The 16,603-nt window shown below is 66.9% G+C and carries 14 protein-coding genes; 3 read left to right on the top strand and 11 right to left on the bottom strand.

The genetic code is table 11. From position 1 onward, the window contains the following. Positions 1–123: 123 nt before the first annotated feature. On the bottom strand, positions 124–1,191 hold the full coding sequence (locus Y704_RS0105010) for a quinone-dependent dihydroorotate dehydrogenase (RefSeq protein WP_026549299.1): 1,068 nt from the start codon (positions 1,189–1,191) through the stop codon (positions 124–126). Between the two features lie 70 nt (positions 1,192–1,261). Here Y704_RS0105010 and Y704_RS19100 point away from each other — a divergent pair, with 70 nt between their 5' ends. Beyond that, positions 1,262–2,317 (top strand): alpha/beta hydrolase, encoded by a 1,056-nt coding sequence (locus Y704_RS19100; protein WP_035771661.1) that lies wholly within the window; start codon positions 1,262–1,264, stop codon positions 2,315–2,317. Here the strand turns inward: Y704_RS19100 and Y704_RS0105000 are convergent. The 3 genes from Y704_RS0105000 to leuA form a co-directional block, all read right to left on the bottom strand. After that, entirely contained in the window at positions 2,314–3,120 is an 807-nt protein-coding gene (locus Y704_RS0105000; protein WP_026549298.1) for an isoprenyl transferase, read from the bottom strand. The two genes, Y704_RS19100 and Y704_RS0105000, sit on opposite strands and share 4 nt — an antisense overlap. Then, positions 3,117–3,866, bottom strand: coding sequence for a DNA repair protein RecO (gene recO / locus Y704_RS0104995; RefSeq protein ID WP_026549297.1), 750 nt, complete (start codon positions 3,864–3,866; stop codon positions 3,117–3,119). The genes Y704_RS0105000 and recO overlap by 4 nt, the downstream gene beginning before the upstream one ends. A gap of 105 nt (positions 3,867–3,971) precedes the next feature. Further along, positions 3,972–5,729, bottom strand: a complete 1,758-nt coding sequence (leuA, locus tag Y704_RS0104990; RefSeq protein ID WP_026549296.1) for a 2-isopropylmalate synthase — start codon at positions 5,727–5,729, stop codon at positions 3,972–3,974. 233 nt (positions 5,730–5,962) lie between these two features. On the opposite strand from leuA, the gene Y704_RS0104985 reads away from it, so the two are divergent. After that, entirely contained in the window at positions 5,963–7,927 is a 1,965-nt protein-coding gene (locus Y704_RS0104985) for a M13 family metallopeptidase (protein WP_026549295.1), read from the top strand. A gap of 19 nt (positions 7,928–7,946) precedes the next feature. On the opposite strand, the gene Y704_RS19095 is transcribed toward Y704_RS0104985, so the two are convergent. From Y704_RS19095 to Y704_RS19085, 5 genes are read right to left on the bottom strand one after another with little or no spacing between them, the layout of a single operon-like run. Then, positions 7,947–9,497 (bottom strand): LCP family protein, encoded by a 1,551-nt coding sequence (locus tag Y704_RS19095; RefSeq protein WP_081747411.1) that lies wholly within the window; start codon positions 9,495–9,497, stop codon positions 7,947–7,949. Between the two features lie 37 nt (positions 9,498–9,534). Then, the gene (gene era, locus Y704_RS0104975) at positions 9,535–10,464 is read right to left on the bottom strand and encodes a GTPase Era (RefSeq protein WP_026549294.1); all 930 of its coding nucleotides are present in this window, start codon (positions 10,462–10,464) and stop codon (positions 9,535–9,537) included. Next, positions 10,451–11,764, bottom strand: a complete 1,314-nt coding sequence (locus Y704_RS19090; RefSeq protein WP_155850214.1) for a hemolysin family protein — start codon at positions 11,762–11,764, stop codon at positions 10,451–10,453. The genes era and Y704_RS19090 overlap by 14 nt, the downstream gene beginning before the upstream one ends. Next, positions 11,761–12,234 (bottom strand): rRNA maturation RNase YbeY, encoded by a 474-nt coding sequence (gene ybeY / locus Y704_RS0104965; RefSeq protein ID WP_026549293.1) that lies wholly within the window; start codon positions 12,232–12,234, stop codon positions 11,761–11,763. The genes Y704_RS19090 and ybeY overlap by 4 nt, the downstream gene beginning before the upstream one ends. Next, complete coding sequence (locus tag Y704_RS19085) at positions 12,231–13,286, bottom strand: PhoH family protein (RefSeq protein WP_051476709.1); 1,056 nt, start codon at positions 13,284–13,286, stop codon at positions 12,231–12,233. Before Y704_RS19085 ends, ybeY begins: the two co-directional genes overlap by 4 nt. Before the next feature lie 296 nt (positions 13,287–13,582). Here Y704_RS19085 and Y704_RS19080 point away from each other — a divergent pair, with 296 nt between their 5' ends. Further along, the gene (locus Y704_RS19080) at positions 13,583–14,623 is read left to right on the top strand and encodes a GerMN domain-containing protein (RefSeq protein WP_051476708.1); all 1,041 of its coding nucleotides are present in this window, start codon (positions 13,583–13,585) and stop codon (positions 14,621–14,623) included. Between the two features lie 9 nt (positions 14,624–14,632). On the opposite strand, the gene Y704_RS0104950 is transcribed toward Y704_RS19080, so the two are convergent. Both Y704_RS0104950 and dnaJ read right to left on the bottom strand, forming a co-directional pair. Further along, a complete protein-coding gene (locus tag Y704_RS0104950) occupies positions 14,633–15,400 on the bottom strand; it encodes a 16S rRNA (uracil(1498)-N(3))-methyltransferase (protein WP_026549292.1) in 768 nt (255 codons plus the stop codon). A gap of 2 nt (positions 15,401–15,402) precedes the next feature. Continuing rightward, entirely contained in the window at positions 15,403–16,533 is a 1,131-nt protein-coding gene (gene dnaJ / locus Y704_RS0104945; protein WP_026549291.1) for a molecular chaperone DnaJ, read from the bottom strand. Between the last annotated feature and the right edge of the window lie 70 nt (positions 16,534–16,603).

Genomic DNA, 16,603 nt, shown 5'->3' with positions numbered 1-16,603 from the left:
CCCTGCAGCTGCGCCGGCTGCGCCTGCCCAAGCCGCAGGTCAAGCGGGGCGACTACCCCTCCTGAGGCGGGAACCGGCCCGGCGGACCGTCCTTCAGCAAACTGTCCTTCAGCGAATCGCCCTTCAGCCGAGCAGTTTCACCAGCCTGCGGTTGATGCGTGCCGCCCAGAACGGGCCCTCGTAGAGGAACGCCGTGTACCCCTGCACGAGGGTGGCGCCCGCGGCGAGCCGCGCCGCGACGTCGTCCGCGTTCTCGACTCCTCCCACCGACACCAGCGCGAGGTCGTCACCCACCGCGGCCCGCAGCCTTGTCAGGACCTCCATCGAACGCGCCTTCAGTGGGGCGCCGCTCAAACCGCCGACTCCCAGCGCAGTGACGGCCTCGGCGTCGGAGCGGAGGCCTGCCCTGGTGATGGTGGTGTTGGTGGCCACAATGCCGTCCAGGCGGAGCTTCCGGGCCAGCGCGGCGACGTCGTCGATGTCCTGGTCCGTCAGATCCGGTGCGATCTTGACCAGCAGCGGGAGGTGCCGGACAGCGGCTTCGTCCGCCGCTTCCCGGACCGCGGTGAGTAGCGGTTCGAGCGATGCGACGTTCTGGAGCAGCCGGAGACCGGGTGTGTTCGGCGAACTCACATTCACCACGAGGTAGTCGGCGGCGGGTGCGAGCTCCCTCGCGCTGGTCAGGTAGTCACCCGTGGCGTTGCGCAGGTCCACGTTCTTCGTCTTGCCGATATTCACGCCCACAATCGGCCGCTGGGCACCGTAACGGCGCTCCAGCCGCGCCCGCGCGGACTTCAGGCGCGGTGCCACGGTGGCAGCGCCGTCGTTGTTGAAGCCCATGCGGTTCAGGACCGCGCGGTCCTCCACGAGCCGGAACAACCGGGGGCGGGGGTTGCCGGGCTGCGCCGATCCGGTGATGGTTCCGACCTCGACATGGCCGAAGCCGAGGGCAGTAAGGGCCAGGATCCCCTGCCCTTTCTTGTCGAATCCCGCCGCCAGACCGAACGGTGACGGGAAATCCAGGCCGAACGCCGTCGTCCTGAGGCGGGGATGGGGCGCACACAGGCGGCGCAGGACCCACCCGGCAGGCGTGCGGTCGGCTGCCCGGATCAGCGCGGCCCCGATGATGTGAGCACGCTCCGCGTCCATGCCGGAGAAGGCAAGGCGGAAGAACGCAGGATAGATTCGCATGCTAATAAAGTCCCACGTTCCCCGGCGCTCGACCAACTCCGATAGTGCAACGGGCGTTATCCTCGGAAGAATGAGCTTACTGTGGGAGCCGGATCACCTCGGCCCGGAGTACTGGATGGCCGCGCTCGGACTTCCGCCCGACGACGAAGGCCCCTGCACCGCGACACTCGTTGCCCATACGCCGAGCGGCGGACCGTCCTTCGGCGGACTCCCCCCGGAATCCGCTTCCGGGCACGACGGCCGGGACTTTCGCCCGGTACGCGCCGTCCTGTACGTGCACGGATGGAGCGACTACTTCTTCCAGGAAGCGACGGCGGAGTTCTTTACCGACCGCGGCATCGCCTTCTTCGCGGTGGACCTTCGCAAATTCGGCAGGAGCCTTCGGCCGTGGCAGACTCCCGGCTACATCACCGACCTCGCGGAGTACGACGCCGACATCAACGCCGCGATCGACGCCCTGACCGATGTGCTGCGGGACCGGCACGGAGGGGGAATCGATGTCTCCCTCACCCTGATGGCACATTCCGCCGGCGCCCTGACCGCGGTCCTGTGGGCCGCCCGGAACCCTGGTAGGGCCCGCTCCCTGGTGCTCAACGGCCCATGGCTCGATACCCAGGGCAGTGCACTGCTGCGCACCGCGACGCAGGGCGTGCTCGGAACCGTCAGCCGCTTCCGCCCGAAGGCGCGGCTCCGCGTACCCGAACTGGGCTTCTACTGGAGAAGTATCAGCCGGAGCGCCGACGGCGAGTGGGACCTGCTGCCATCCTGGCGGCCCGAAACCGGTTTCCCGCTGCGGGCGGGCTGGTTCGCGGCCATCCTCGCCGGGCAGGCGGAGGTGGCACGCGGCCTCTCCCTTCCCGTACCGGTGCTCGTGATGGCGTCAGGCTCCTCGACGATCAGCACCACCTGGAGCGAGGCCATGCTGGAATCGGACAGCGTTCTGGACGTCTCCGTGATGGTGCGCCGCGCCGTCGAGCTCGGGTCCTGCGTGACTGTGTGCCGGTTCGACGGCGCCCTGCACGACGTCCTGCTCTCCCGCGCACCGGTCCGCTCCGCCGCCTACCGGCAGCTGGGGCGCTGGCTCGACGCGTACGGCTTTTCGGGCGCCGTCGCCCCTGGTCCCTAGGCCGAGCCGGTGCCCGACACCGCGCGGTCCACGGCTCCCCCATACCGGCGGTCGCGGGACGCGTATTCCTCGATGGCGCGCCACAGGGTCCGGCGGTCGACGTCCGGCCACAGCGTATTCATGAACACCATCTCCGCATAGGCGGACTGCCACAGCATGAAATTGGACAGCCGCTGCTCGCCGGAGGTCCGGAGGAACAGATCGACGTCGGGCAGGTCCGGCTCGTCGAGGAAACGCTGGACGGTTTTCTCACTCACCGTCGAAGCCCGCAGCTTCCCCGCTGCCGCCTGTTCGGCGATCGCCTTCACCGCGTCGGCGATCTCCGCACGGCCACCGTAGTTGACGCACATGTTCAGCGTGCACGTGGTGTTCCCACGGGTGAAGCGTTCGGCTTCCTCGAGCTCGTTGATGACCGACTGCCACAGGCGCGGCCGTCGTCCCGACCAGCGGATCTCCACGCCCCACTCGTTGAGCTGGTTCCGCTGGCGCCTCAGCACATCCCTGCTGAAGCCCATGAGGAAGCGCACCTCATCGGGTGACCGCTTCCAGTTCTCGGTGGAGAAGGCATACACCGACACGTGCCGGACGCCGATCTCGATCGCACCCGCCATGACGTCGAGCAGGGCCGCTTCGCCCGCCCTGTGCCCCTCCGTCCGGGGCAGACCGCGCTCGTTGGCCCAGCGCCCGTTGCCGTCCATCACGATCGCCACGTGCTGGGGAACGAATTGCCGGGGAACCTGCGGTGCCGTCTCGCCGCTGGGGTGCGGCTCCGGCGGACGGGGCAGTCGAATCGGCTTGTTCATAGACGCTCCACATGCTTGAGGGATTTGACCACACGTTCAAGGTGCCACTGCAGGTAGCTCGCTACGAGGCCCGCGGCCTCCCGCCGTGCCTGGCTCTCCGAAGCGTCCGCGGCGTCCCAGTTCCCGGACAACAGTGCGGCAAGGAGTGCCATGGCAGGGCCCGACGGCGAGGCCGCTCCCGGCGGGCGGCAGAAAGCACACACTGCTCCGCCGAGCGCCGCCGAAAAGGCGTTGTGCGGGCCGGTAGCGCCGCATTTGGCGCAGTCGGTGAAGCTCGGCGCCCAACCGGCGATGGAGAGGGCCCGCAGCAGGTACGAGTCGAGGATCAGCTCTGCCGGGTGGACTCCCCTGCTCAATGCCGAGAACGCACCGGACACCAGCGCGTAGTGCGCACCGGATCCCTCGCCGGCGATGTCCGTAAGCCGTTCGGCTGTCTCGGCGATGGCCGTGGCGGCGGTATAACGGCCGTAGTCGGCCGCTATACCGTGGCCGTAGGCGCCTTTGGTCTGCGCCTGGGTCACGACGTCGAGATTCCGTCCTGCCGCGAGTTGCAGGTCCACGGCCATGAACGGCTCGAGGCGCGAACCGAATTTGCTGCTCGTCCTGCGGACCCCTTTGGCGACTGCGCGGACCTGGCCGTGTTCGCGCGTCAACAGGACGATGATCCGGTCGGCCTCACCGAGTTTGTAGGTCCGAAGGACCACTCCCTCGGAGCGGTAGGTCCGGGACGCTGATGCTCTTGACACTTCCCCAGTCTCCCACCAAGTTCACTTCCGCGGGCGCCGACGCCCGGCGCGCCGGACGCTCCGGACGCTCCGGACGCTCCGGACGCTCCGGACCATGCGGCGGTGTCAGGCGCTGTCGCGGATGGCGCGGTTGACGGCGGAGATGACGGCCTTCAACGCAGCCATGGTGGTGTTGGTGTCGATCCCGACGCCCCACAGGACCCGCTCGCCGACGGCGCACTCGACGTAGGCCGCGGCCCTCGCGTTTCCGCCGGAGGACAGCGCATGCTCCGTGTAGTCGAGCACGCGCACGTCCACGCCGTCCTGGCCGAGGATCTCGAGCAGGGCCGCGATGGGCCCGCTCCCCTGCGACGACCGCCGCTGCTGTACACCGTCGACCAGAAGGGTCGCGGCGAGCTTGAACTGGCCGTCTTCCGCGGTGTCGGTGTTCACCGAGGTCAGCGCGTAGTGGCCCCACTGCCCGGCGCTGTCCATGTCGGGATCTCCGTCCGCGCGGGTCGGCAGGTACTCGTCCTGAAACGCTGCCCACAGCTGGGCGCCGCTGATTTCACCGCCGACCGTCTCGGTGCGGCGCTGGATGACGCCGGAGAACTCGATCTGCGCACGCCGGGGCAGGTCGAGGCTGTGCTCGCTCTTGAGGAGGTAGGCCACCCCGCCCTTGCCGGACTGCGAATTGACCCGGATCACTGCCTCATAGCTGCGGCCGATGTCCTTCGGGTCGATCGGCAGGTAGGGAACGGCCCAGGGGATGTCATCGAGGCCACCGCCGGCGGCGGCTGCGTCACGCTCCATGATGTCGAAGCCCTTCTTGATGGCGTCCTGGTGGGAGCCGGAGAATGCCGTGAAGACGAGGTCGCCGCCGTACGGGGAGCGTTCGGGCACCATCAGCTGGTTGCAGTACTCGGCGGTGCGGCGGACGGCGTCCATGTCCGAGAAGTCGATCTGGGGGTCGATGCCCTGGCTGTAGAGGTTCATCCCGAGGGTCACGAGATCCACGTTGCCCGTCCTCTCACCGTTACCGAACAGGCATCCCTCGATACGGTCGGCACCGGCCAGGTACCCCAGTTCCGCCGCGGCGACGCCCGTCCCGCGGTCGTTGTGTGGGTGCAGGGACACGATGATGCTGTCGCGGTCCGCCAGGTTCCGGCACATCCACTCGATGGAGTCCGCGTACACGTTGGGGGTGGCCATCTCCACTGTGGCCGGCAGGTTGAGGATCATCTGGCGGTCCGCTGACGCCTCGAAGACCGCCGCGACCTCGTTGCTGATGCGGGCCGCGAAATCCAGCTCGGTCCCGGTGAAGGACTCAGGCGAGTACTCGTACGTGACCAGGGTGTTTCCCAGGCTCTCTTCGAACTTGCGGCAGAGCCTGGCGCCCTGCAGTGCGATGTCGATGATGCCGTCGCGGTCCTGGTTGAAAACCACCCGGCGCTGGAGGACGGAGGTGGAGTTGTAGAGGTGGACTATCGCACAGTCAGCGCCGCTGATCGATTCGTAGGTACGCTCGATCAGGTGTTCCCGGGCCTGGGTGAGGACCTGGATGGTGACGTCGTCGGGAATGCGGTCGCCTTCGATGAGCTGCCGTACGAAGTCGAAGTCGGTCTGCGACGCCGACGGGAAACCCACTTCGATTTCCTTGTACCCCATGCCGACCAGGAGGTCGAACATCCGGTGCTTGCGTTCGGGGCTCATGGGGTCGATCAGCGCCTGGTTTCCGTCCCGGAGGTCCACCGCGCACCACCGCGGGGCCTTGGTGATCAGCTTGTCCGGCCAGGTGCGGTCGGGAAGCTCCACGGTGATCTGCTCCTGGAACGGTGTGTACTTGAAGAACGGCATTCCGGAGGTTTTTTGTGCGTTTCGCATGAGGGCTGGCCTTATCTCTTGAACACAGTGAGCGCTGATGGCCGGGCACGCAGACTCCGCAGCGAGGTGTGGCCGGTAGCTCGAAAAAGCTCGGGGGGCTTAGGAAACCTCGCCGCGGCAGATAAGGAGAGTCAGCTCTGCGCGCATTTTTCCACGATAGCACGGCACATAGAATGGATTTTTGGCGCAAAGCCGCCAGGGAAAAGCAGCCGGGAAGTTACGAGGGAGTACCAATGGTAGAAACCAGGAACCATGTAGACGCAGGCGTACGAGCGCAGGATGATCTCTTCCGCCATGTGAACCGGAAATGGCTCGACGTCACCGAAATACCCGAGGACCGGTCGCAGGAGGGCTCCTTCACTGCCCTGCGCGATGCCTCGGAACTGGCCGTGCGAAGCATCATCGAATCCGCCGATTCCGGCAGCAGTGATTCCGGCGATGTCGCAGCCGCGGATGGCGGCGACAGCGCGAAGATCGGCGTTCTCTACGCGGCGTTCATGGACACCGGGCACATCGCCGCGCAGGGCCTCGCTCCCCTCGACGGCATGCTCGCCAGGATCGACGGCGTAACAAGTCCCGAGGATCTGGTCCGCCTGAGCGCCGAATTCACCCGCTCCGGCGTCCAGGGAGTCTGCGCGCCCTACGTCAGCAACGACGCCGGGGGCCCCTCCCGGTATCTGCTGCACGTGTACCAGTCGGGGCTCGGGATGCCCGATGAGTCCTATTACCGTGAGCCGCAGTTCGCCGAAACCCGTGGAAAGTACAGTGCGCTGCTCGAGAGGCTTTTCGAACTGGCCGGGCAGGCCGACCCGGGCAGGGCGGCGGCGCGCGTGCTGGAGCTCGAAACCGCGCTGGCGGCGTCGCACATGAGCACGGTCGACCGCCGGGACCCGCAGAAGACCTACAACCTCCACACCTTCGACGACGCCGCCGTGCTGGCACCGTTCATCGCGCCCTGGCTGTCGGTGGTGACCGACGAGGCATCGCAGGCGGCCGAGGTGGTGGTGTGCCAGCCGGACTACCTCGTCGGCGTCGAGAACGCACTGTCGACGGTCCCGTTGCCCGCGTGGAAGGACTGGCTGAGGAGCCGGGTGCTTCTGTCCGCCGCCGACTATCTCGACGAGGCGTTCGTGAATGCCCTGTTCGCTTTCTACGGAACACACCTGGCGGGCACTCCCCGGCTCAAGGAACGCTGGAAGCGGGGCGTCGCCGTGGTGGAAGGAGCGCTCGGCGAAGCGGTCGGACGGCAGTACGTCGCCCGGCACTTCCCGGAGAGCCACAAGGACCAGATGCTCGGGCTGGTGGCCAACCTCATCGAGGCGTACTCGCGGAGCATTTCGTCCCTGGCCTGGATGGGTGAGGAAACGCGCGACAGGGCGCTGCTGAAGCTCTCCCAGTTCACCACGAAGATCGGCTATCCGGACCAGTGGATCGACTACACGCCGCTGGACATCGTCGACGGGGACCTGTTCGGCAATGTCTGCCGCGCCGGCGAGTTCGAACACCAGCGCCAGCTCAACAGGCTCGGCGGGCCGATCGACCGCGGGGCGTGGCTGATGACGCCCCAGACGGTCAACGCCTACTACATGCCGACCATGAACGAGATCGTTTTCCCCGCCGCCATCCTCCAGGCACCCTTCTTCGAGGCCGATGCTGATCCCGCCGTGAACTACGGAGCCATCGGTGCCGTGATCGGGCACGAGATCGGGCACGGGTTCGACGACAAGGGGTCGCAGTTCGACGGCCACGGCGCGCTGTCCAACTGGTGGTCGGATGGGGACAGATCGGCCTTCGACGCCCTCACGTCCCGGCTCGTGGACCAGTACGCTGTCCTGGCACCTGCCGAGGCGCCCACCCAGTGTGTGAACGGCGAGCTCACGCTGGGAGAAAATATCGGCGATCTCGGCGGTCTCAGCATCAGCTACCTGGCGTACCTCATCAGCCTGGACGGCGCCGAAGCCCCGGTCATCGATGGGCAAACGGGGGCGCAGAGGTTTTTCTCCTCGTGGGCGAGCTGCTGGCGCCAGAAGATCCGTCCCGAGGAGGCGGCCCGGCGCCTGACCGTCGATCCGCACTCACCGAACGAGTTCCGGTGCAATCAGGTGGTGCGGAACCTCGACGAGTTCCATGACGCGTTCGGGACCACCCCCGAGGACGGGCTCTGGCTCGCTCCCGAGCAGCGCGTCCGGATCTGGTGAGAGGAACAGCCGGGCAGGACTAGGATCCCGACGCCTGCTGGCAGACCTCTTCCTCCGCGGTCTGCCCCTGCAGCTCGCCGCCCAGCGGGTCAGGCGTCACCGTCGCACCCGACAGGAAATCCGTGCCCACCAGCACTTCGACGCCTACGGCCGTGGGGCTGGGGATGAGCTGGGCGCCGTCCACGCCGAACAGGTCCGCGATGCCCGCAGCTGCGGCATCGTAGCCGGCACCGAAGTACACCTGGGTGACCGGTGCTCCTGAGGTCTCCACCGTCTGCGTCTGTCCATAGCCCTCCTCCACCAGCAACGACCGGACTGCGGCACCGCGCGCCGTGGACCCCGTCCCGTTCACCACGATGACCGGGACGGCTGCGGCGTCGATGGACGGAGGGTCGGCGGGCGCGGGATCCTCCGCCCCTCCGGTCGGGGCCTCAGCGGACGGCGACGGCGCAGGTGCGGGCTCGGTCAGGCTGCGGTCCGCGCGCATCGCCGCGAACAGCGGCTCCGCCGCTTCCTCATCGAGCACGAGCCGGTTGGGATCCTGATCCCAGGGCATGGTGGGCACCGTCACGAAGGCCATGTTCGCCAGGTCCACGTCCTTCACCCGGTCGGCCAGTTGCAGCAGGGCCGTCACCTGGGACAGGCCCTCGTCAACCGTCAGGTTGCGGGTGATGGTTTCGGCGATCGAGTAAAGGCGGGGCAGGTTGGTCAGGGTGCCCTCCGCCTGGACCTTGCGGGCCATGGACGCCAGGAACGCCTGCTGCGCCATGATTCTCCCGGTATCGCCGCCGTCTCCGAAGCCGTACCGCGTCCTCAGGAACGCCAGGGCCTGCTCACCCTCCACCTCGCTGGTGCCGGCAGGCAGGCTCAGGCCCGAATACTCGTCCTCGACCGGCTCACTGACACAGACTTCCACTCCGCCGAGGGTTTCCGAGAGTTCCTTCACGGCGTCGAAGTCCGCCATCATGAAATGGTCGATGTTCAGGCCGGTCACGTTGTTGATCGCCGCCACCGTGCAGCCGGGCCCCCCGGAGGCAAGGGCACCGTTGAGCTGGCCGAGGTCCATGGCGGTCGACGGATCGCCGCCGGCCGGCGCGCGGCAGCTGGGTAGGGGCACCAGGAGGTCCCGGGGAAAGCTGAGCACCGTCACGTCCTCGCGGTCCGCCGAAAGGTTCATCAGCATCATCACATCGGAGTTGCCCCCGCCCGGGGGACGGTCCCCTCCCCCGGGCGACTCCCCGCCGTTCGCGAGTCGGGTATCAGTGCCGAGGATGAGGATCTGCACCGGATCGGTGCTCAGGTCGACCGGCAGCGCAGACTCCTGGCCGGAACCGATGTTGAGGGGCTCCGTGTCCACGTTCGCCTGGAGGCGGAACAACTGCACGGCCACGAAGCCGACGAGCGCGACCAGGACGGCGGCGAGCGTGAACGCAACCACCATCAGGCCTCGGGCGGCGCCCGCTTTCCCCAGATGGCGGCCGCCCGGGACAATCCCTGAATTCCGGGCCCCGGACAGGGAAGCGCCGGAGCCGGACGTGCCGGCGGGCTGGAACTGCCCTCGGTTGCTCATTCGCGGCTTCCTCTGGTTGATTACGGCTGAGGCAAGGTCAGAACCCCAGGCGGACGAGCTGCTTCGGGTCCCGCTGCCAGTCCTTGGCAATCTTGACATGAAGATCGAGGTAAACCCGGGTACCGAGCAGTGCCTCGATGCCGCGGCGGGCGTTGGTGCCCACCTCGCGGAGCCTCGCACCACCCTTGCCGATGATGATCGCTTTCTGCGAGGACCGTTCCACGTACAGGTTCACATACACGTTCAGCATCGGGCTGTCTTCCGGCCGGCCCTCCCGCGGCACCATCTCCTCGACGACCACCGCCAGGGAATGCGGGAGCTCGTCACGAACGCCCTCGAGGGCCGCCTCGCGCACAAGCTCGGCCACCATGACCGCCTCCGGCTCGTCGGTCAGCTCCCCGCCCGGGTACAGCACGGGCGACAGCGGCATCTGCCGGCTGAAGACCTCGCCTGCTGTCTCCACCTGGAAACCGTCCGCCGCTGAAACCGGCACGATGTCGGTCCACCCGTCGGCGCCCAGCACATCGGTGCCGAGCTTGGCGACGGCAAGCAGCTGCTCGGTCAGGGCTTTCCGGTCCACCAGGTCGGTCTTGGTGACGACGGCGATGAGCGGCTTGCGTCGAAGCCGGCCCAGCTGCTCGGCGATGAACCGATCGCCTGGCCCGATCTTCTCGTTCGCCGGCAGGCAGAAGCCGACGGCGTCGACCTCGGACAGCGTGTCGGCCACCAGATCATTGAGCCGCTGGCCGAGCAGTGTCCGCGGTCGGTGAAGCCCGGGTGTGTCGACAAGGACGACCTGCGAGTCCTCCCGGGTGACGATTCCGCGGATCGTGTGGCGCGTGGTCTGCGGCTTGGCGGAGGTGATGGCGACCTTCTGCCCCACGAGGGCATTGGTCAGGGTGGATTTGCCGGCGTTGGGCCTGCCCACCAGGGATACGAACCCGGCCCTGTGATTATCTCCGGTCATGTTCTGCCGCCATTTCCTTCTCGTTGATGTGTTGGTCCGGGGAATCCCGTTTCCGCAGGAAGACGATGACGTGTGACACCCGGTTTCGCCGGCCCTCGAGCCGCTCGGCACGCAGACCTATACCGTCAATTGTGACCTCACTGCCGACGATCGGCACCCTTCCGAGCGTCTTTGCCAACAGACCGCCCACGGTGTCGACCTCCTCGTCCTCCAGGTCGATGCCGAACAGTTCGCCGAGGTCGTCGATCGCCATGCGGGCACTCACGCGGTAGGTGCCGTCGGCAAGCTGTTCCTGCTCCGGGACCTCGGAATCGTACTCATCGACGATCTCGCCGACGATCTCCTCGATCAGATCCTCCAGGGTCACCAGACCCGCGGTTCCGCCGTACTCGTCGATGACGATCGCCACGTGGGTCGATTCGCGCTGGAGCTCCTGAAGGAGGTCCCCCACAGGCTTCGACTCCGGGACGTACCGGGCCTCGCGGCATACCGGGTCCACCGACCTGCTCTGGGTCTGCGGGGGCCGCCCATGCAGCTCCGCGACCACGTCCTTCAGATACAGGATGCCCAGGATGTCGTCGGAGCTCTCCCCGATGACCGGAACGCGGGAATACCCGGAACGGAGGAAAAGAGACAGTGCCTCATGCAGTGTCGCCCCGGATTCGATGGTGACCATGTCGGTCCGCGGAACCATGACGGCGCGCACCTTGGTGTCGCCGAGTTCGAACACCGAGTGGATCAGCTCCGCCTCGTTGTCCTCGATCATCTCCGCGTCGCTGGCACGGGAGAGCAGCTCCCGAAACTCCTCCTGGGTGAAGAACGCCGCTTCGTCGTAGGCCGCGCCCGGGGTGACCGAGCTGCCGATGCGGACCAGCCACTGCGGAACCGGGCCGAGCAGAATGCAGAGCAGTGAGACGAAACCGGCGGTGAACTGGACCACGGCGGGCGCGTGGGCACGGCCGAGCTGGCGCGGGGACACCCCCACGAGGACGAAGCCGATGGCCGCCATCACCGCCGTCGCGAGGAGCCCTGCGAGCCACACGTTGTCGAGGAGGTCATGGAACAGGATGGCGACTGCAACAGCCCCAGCCATCTCGAACCACACCCGCCAGAAACGCAGCGCGTGCATATGCGCCACGGGAGCTCCGAGAATACGGCGGAGGGACGGGCCTTTCGCTGACTGCAGGAGGGCTTCGCCGTCCTGCCGCGGGAGATAGCTGAACGCAGCTTCGGCTGCGGTGACGAGGGCGGCAACGAGGATGAAGGCCAGACCCATGAGCGCGAGGAGCCAGAGAATCAAGCGGTAGTCTCCTGCGGTGCGTTCCCGCCGAGGAACTCGCTCAGCAGCTGCCGTTGCAACCCGAACATCTCTTTCTCTTCGTCAGGCTCGACGTGGTCGAACCCGAGGAGGTGGAGCACACCGTGCGTGGTCAGCAGCAGCAGCTCCTCAGCAGTGCTGTGTCCCGCCGTCCCGGCCTGGCTTTCCGCGACCTCAGGGCAGAGGACGACGTCGCCGAGCAGGCCCGCGGGCGTGACCCGACCGGCCGTGCCCGGCCGCAGTTCGTCCATGGGGAAGGACAGGACATCGGTGGGGCCCGGCTCATCCATCCACTCCACGTGAAGCTTCTCCATTGCAGCGGTATCGACGAGGATGATCGAGAGTTCGGCTTCGGGGTGGACGAACATCGCCTCGAAGATGAAGTTCGCCAGACGCACGAGCAGCGTTTCGTCGACCTGGAACCCGGACTCGTTGTTCACTTCGACGCTCATGCGGAGCCGACCCGGAACCCGTTGCGGGGATGTCCATTGGCCTGGGCGTCGTCCCACCTGGCATAGGCGCTCACGATATCGCCGACGAGCCGGTGACGGACGACGTCGGTGGCATCGAGCTCGGCGAAGTGGACATCGGGAACCCCCCGGAGGATCTCGCTGACCACGCGCAGCCCCGAGCTCGTTCCGCCGGGAAGGTCCACCTGGGTCACGTCACCCGTGACCACCATCTTCGCGCCGAAACCGAGGCGCGTCAGGAACATCTTCATCTGCTCCGGAGTGGTGTTCTGGGCCTCGTCAAGGATGATGAACGCGTCATTGAGGGTTCGGCCGCGCATGTAGGCGAGCGGGGCGACCTCGATGGTTCCTGCGGCCATCAGACGCGGGATGGAGTCCGGGTCCATCATGTCGTGCAGCGCATCGTAGAGGGGTCGAAGATAGGGATCGATCTTGTCGCTGAGCGTTCCCGGCAGGAACCCGAGCCGCTCCCCCGCCTCGACGGCCGGTCGCGTCAGGATGATGCGGTTGACTTCCTTCCGCTGCAGCGCCTGCACGGCCTTGGCCATGGCGAGGTAGGTTTTGCCCGTTCCGGCGGGGCCGATGCCGAAGACGATGGTGTTGCTGTCGATGGCGTCGACATAGGTGCTCTGGTTGAGGGTCTTCGGCCGGATGGTGCGCCCGCGCGACGTCAGGATGTTCACCGACAAGGCCGTTGAAGGGCGTCCCGCACTCTGGGTTTTCAGCATCGAAATCAGCTGGTCGAGTATCTGTGGACTCATCGGGGCGTTATTGGCCGCCATGCTCCGGATTTCCTCGACGAGCCGCTCCGTCCTCAGGACGTCGGCCGCGGGACCCGTGATCGTGAGTTCGTTCCCCCGCGCCTGCAGCTCCACGCCCGGGAAGGAGGTTTCGATGAGCTGGAGCGCTTCGTCGTTGGTACCCAGCGCCTGGACCATCTGTTCGCCGGAGTCGAAGTGCAGGATCCGGGTGTCGAGCCCTGCTGCATTGATTCCCGTGGTGCTCGGTGTGGTGCCCGGTGAAAATTCGCTCATAGCACGGCCATCCGGCCTTCAATCGCCCCTTATCCGTTTGAGTTTCCTCAATTCTACGGCACCACCGCGGACCGGCTCCTCTCCGGCGGTGGGTGGACTGCCGGCATCGGCCTGCAGGGGCCCGCTGGGAAGGAGGGTAGGTTCCAACTTCGCAACAGGTTCGTATCGATACCGTTTCAGTCCTCCCGACGAAGGGCCTTTTCGGTCCCCGACCACGACGCCTGTGCCAAGCTTTTATCCGGATATGCCCTGGGTGTGTCGAGCACACCCAGGCCGGGGCCGGAAGGAGAATGCAGATGGGCGAGCGGAATCCGCTGCGCGAAAGCCGCCTCGGCCTGCGAAATCTCCTCTCTTCGAGTGGGGGCGTCCTCCTTGCCGGGAGCCTGCTGCTCATCCCCGGCTGTACCGGCTTCGGTGGTGGCGGATCCGGAACGCTGTCGGCGCCGCCGTCGATCCCCGATGCCGCTGGTGCAGACCTCGGCTCCCGAACCGGGTCACCAACCGTGCCGCTCCAGGTCAGCGGCACCGGGGGCTCCGCTCCGAGCGGCGTGCTGCCCGTGTACTGGCTGGGCCGTGACGGGGACACCGATACCCTGCTGTACCGCGAGTTCACGCCTGCCGCCGCACCGGACAGCTCGGGCGACCCGATCGCCGATGCCGTGCGGCACATGACGGTCGGAGAGCCGCTCGATGGCGATTTCTTCAGCCCCTGGTCGTCTGCAACCCGTGTCAGCTCCTCCATCTCCACCCGTAATGTCATCACCGTCGATATCTCCTCCGATGCGTTCGGGGGACAGCTTGAGCCCGGTGTGGCGCGCAAGGCCGTTCAACAGCTGGTTTTCACCGCGACTGCTGCAGCAGCGAACGCCGGGCTGATTCCCGGCGGCGAGGTCAGCTCGGTGCTGGTGCTGGTCGACGGAGAAGCCGGGTACGAGGCATTCGGCGAAGTCGAGCTCGGGGGTGAGTTCCAGAGGGACAACTCACTCGTCGCACCGGTCTGGATCACCAATCCCCAGGACGGCGAAGTCCGTGACCCTTCGACCGTGGTGATCAATGGGAGCGGACGGTCGGACACGGCCACGCTCTCGTGGCGCATCAGCGCGGCATCCGAAGGGGACAGCCCCGAAGGGAACAACACAGGCGGGAACAGCACCGGCGAAACCGTCAAGGAAGGCGTCACCGGGCTGGACAGCCCGGCAGGTACCACGGGTATCTACAGTTTCACCGTGGCACTGCCACCGGGACACTATGAGATCAGCGTTTTCCGCCTGGAGTCGGACGAGAACGGCAAGCAGCACCAGCGGTTCACCGATACGAAAGCTATCGAGATCAAATAACCGGGAACCTCACCAGCGTCCGAGCAGCTGGTTCAGCAGTACCAGGGCTGCCGGTCCGGCCGATGACGACCGCAGGACGTTCGGTCCGATCTTCACCGGCACCGCGCCGGCTGCGACGAAGGCGTCAAGCTCGCGGTCGCTGATCCCGCCCTCCGGCCCGACGATCACCGCCGTCGTTTCCCCGATTGGGGGCATTCCCGGGAGGGATTCCTCGGCGATCCGTTCGGCCAGCGATGTGGCGGCGTCTCCGTGGAGCACCAGAACCCGCTCCACGGTCGGAATCCATCCGGCGAGCTGGGCGCTGTCGACCAGCGGGTGCACGGCAGGGATGAAAGCGCGCCGCGATTGCTTCGCTGCTCGCCGGACTACCGCACCCCACTTCTGCCGGCCCCGGTCCACCTTCTCGCCGCGCCATCGAACGATGCTCCGCTCTGACTGCCAGGGCATGACGGCGTCGACACCGAGCTCCGTCGCGGCCTCAATCGCCTGCTCGTCGCGATCGCCCTTGGCCAGGGCCTGAACGAGCACCAGTCGGCGAAAGGGTGGGGGCTCCTGTTCTGCAGCGCCCACAGCCACCGCGAGGAGTGCCGGCCCAGCATCACGCACCGTCCCGCTGAGCCGGAATCCCACCCCGTCCGATATGTCGACTGCTTCACCAGGTTCCATGCGGCGAACTGTCGAGGCATGCCGTGCTTCCTCGCCGCGTAACTCGAAGACACTGCCGGTGAGGGCTGAACGGACAGTGGCCGGGTCACCGAAGAACAGCGGGTTTGTCACGGTCAGCGGTTGCCCAGCCGATCGCGCAGCCGCGCGAAGACGCCGGAGCCGCTGGAGGCGAGCTGGCCGTCGGTATACTCCTCGCCGCGCAGGCCCGCAAGCCGGCGCAGCAGCTCCTCCTGCTCAGGGTCGAGGTTTCTCGGCGTTTCAACGTTGAGGTGGACCCGCAGGTCACCGCGGCCACTCCCCCGCAGGTGGGTGACCCCGAGTCCGCGGAGCGTCAGGATCTCCCCGGACTGGGTCCCTGCCTTAATCGCGAGCTCCTGGTCGCCGTCGAACGTGTCGAGTTGGACGGTGGTTCCCAGGGAGGCCGCGGTCATGGGGACGCTGAGCGTCACGTGGAGGTCGTCGCCGTCACGCAGGAAGGTCGAGTCGGTGTTGACCCTGATCTCGACGTAGAGGTCACCCTGCGGTCCGCCGGCGGTCCCTGCTTCTCCCTGGCCGGAGAGCTGGATGCGGGTGCCGGTGGCCACCCCCGCGGGGACCTTGATGGTCAGGGTGCGGCGCGCGCGGATGCGGCCGTCGCCGTTGCACTCGTGGCACGGACTGGGAATGACCGTTCCGTACCCCTGGCAGGAGCCGCAGGGCGCGCTGGTCATGACCTGCCCAAGAATGGACCGCACTGCGCGTTGGACCTGCCCGGAGCCGCCGCAGATATCGCAGGTGCGGGGCGAGGTGCCTGGTTGGCAGCAGCTGCCATCGCAGGTGGGGCACACAGCGGCGGTGTCGACGTCGATCTTCTTGTTGGTGCCGAAGACGGCGTCCCTCAGGTCGATGCGGACATTGATGAGGGCATCCTGGCCGCGCCGCATGCGCGAGGGTGGCCCGCCCTGGCCGCCGTTTCCGCCGAAGAACGTCTCGAAGATGTCCTGGAAGGCGAACCCGGAGCCGGAATACCCCCCGCCGAACCCGGTGTCGGTGCCGTTCTCGTTGCCGGTCGTGTCATAGACCCTGCGCTTCTGCGGATCGACCAGCACCTCGTAGGCATGCGTGACGCGTTTGAACTCTTCCGCGGCGTCCTGCCCCGAATTCACGTCCGGGTGGAGCTTCCGCGCGAGCTTGCGGTAGGCCTTCTTGATCTCCTCGCCGCTTGCGCCCTGCGCTACGCCGAGAGCTTCATAGTGATTACTCACTCCTGCACATCACTTCCTGTTGACGAACTCTTCATCCTGCAACCCGCGGCTTGTCCCGCAGGGTCCCGCA

Source organism: Arthrobacter sp. Br18, from assembly GCF_000520555.1.
Classification (GTDB): Bacteria; Actinomycetota; Actinomycetes; order Actinomycetales; family Micrococcaceae; genus Arthrobacter_D.
This window is presented reverse-complemented; position numbering and strand designations above follow the sequence as displayed.

Coding starts and splice junctions, on each gene's coding strand:
- Y704_RS0105010 (WP_026549299.1), bottom strand. CDS start 1,191: ATGCGAATCTATCCTGCGTTCTTCCGCCTTGCCTTCTCCGGCATGGAC.
- Y704_RS19100 (WP_035771661.1), top strand. CDS start 1,262: ATGAGCTTACTGTGGGAGCCGGATCACCTCGGCCCGGAGTACTGGATG.
- Y704_RS0105000 (WP_026549298.1), bottom strand. CDS start 3,120: ATGAACAAGCCGATTCGACTGCCCCGTCCGCCGGAGCCGCACCCCAGC.
- leuA (WP_026549296.1), bottom strand. CDS start 5,729: ATGCGAAACGCACAAAAAACCTCCGGAATGCCGTTCTTCAAGTACACA.
- Y704_RS0104985 (WP_026549295.1), top strand. CDS start 5,963: ATGGTAGAAACCAGGAACCATGTAGACGCAGGCGTACGAGCGCAGGAT.
- Y704_RS19095 (WP_081747411.1), bottom strand. CDS start 9,497: ATGAGCAACCGAGGGCAGTTCCAGCCCGCCGGCACGTCCGGCTCCGGC.
- era (WP_026549294.1), bottom strand. CDS start 10,464: ATGACCGGAGATAATCACAGGGCCGGGTTCGTATCCCTGGTGGGCAGG.
- ybeY (WP_026549293.1), bottom strand. CDS start 12,234: ATGAGCGTCGAAGTGAACAACGAGTCCGGGTTCCAGGTCGACGAAACG.
- Y704_RS19085 (WP_051476709.1), bottom strand. CDS start 13,286: ATGAGCGAATTTTCACCGGGCACCACACCGAGCACCACGGGAATCAAT.
- Y704_RS19080 (WP_051476708.1), top strand. CDS start 13,583: ATGGGCGAGCGGAATCCGCTGCGCGAAAGCCGCCTCGGCCTGCGAAAT.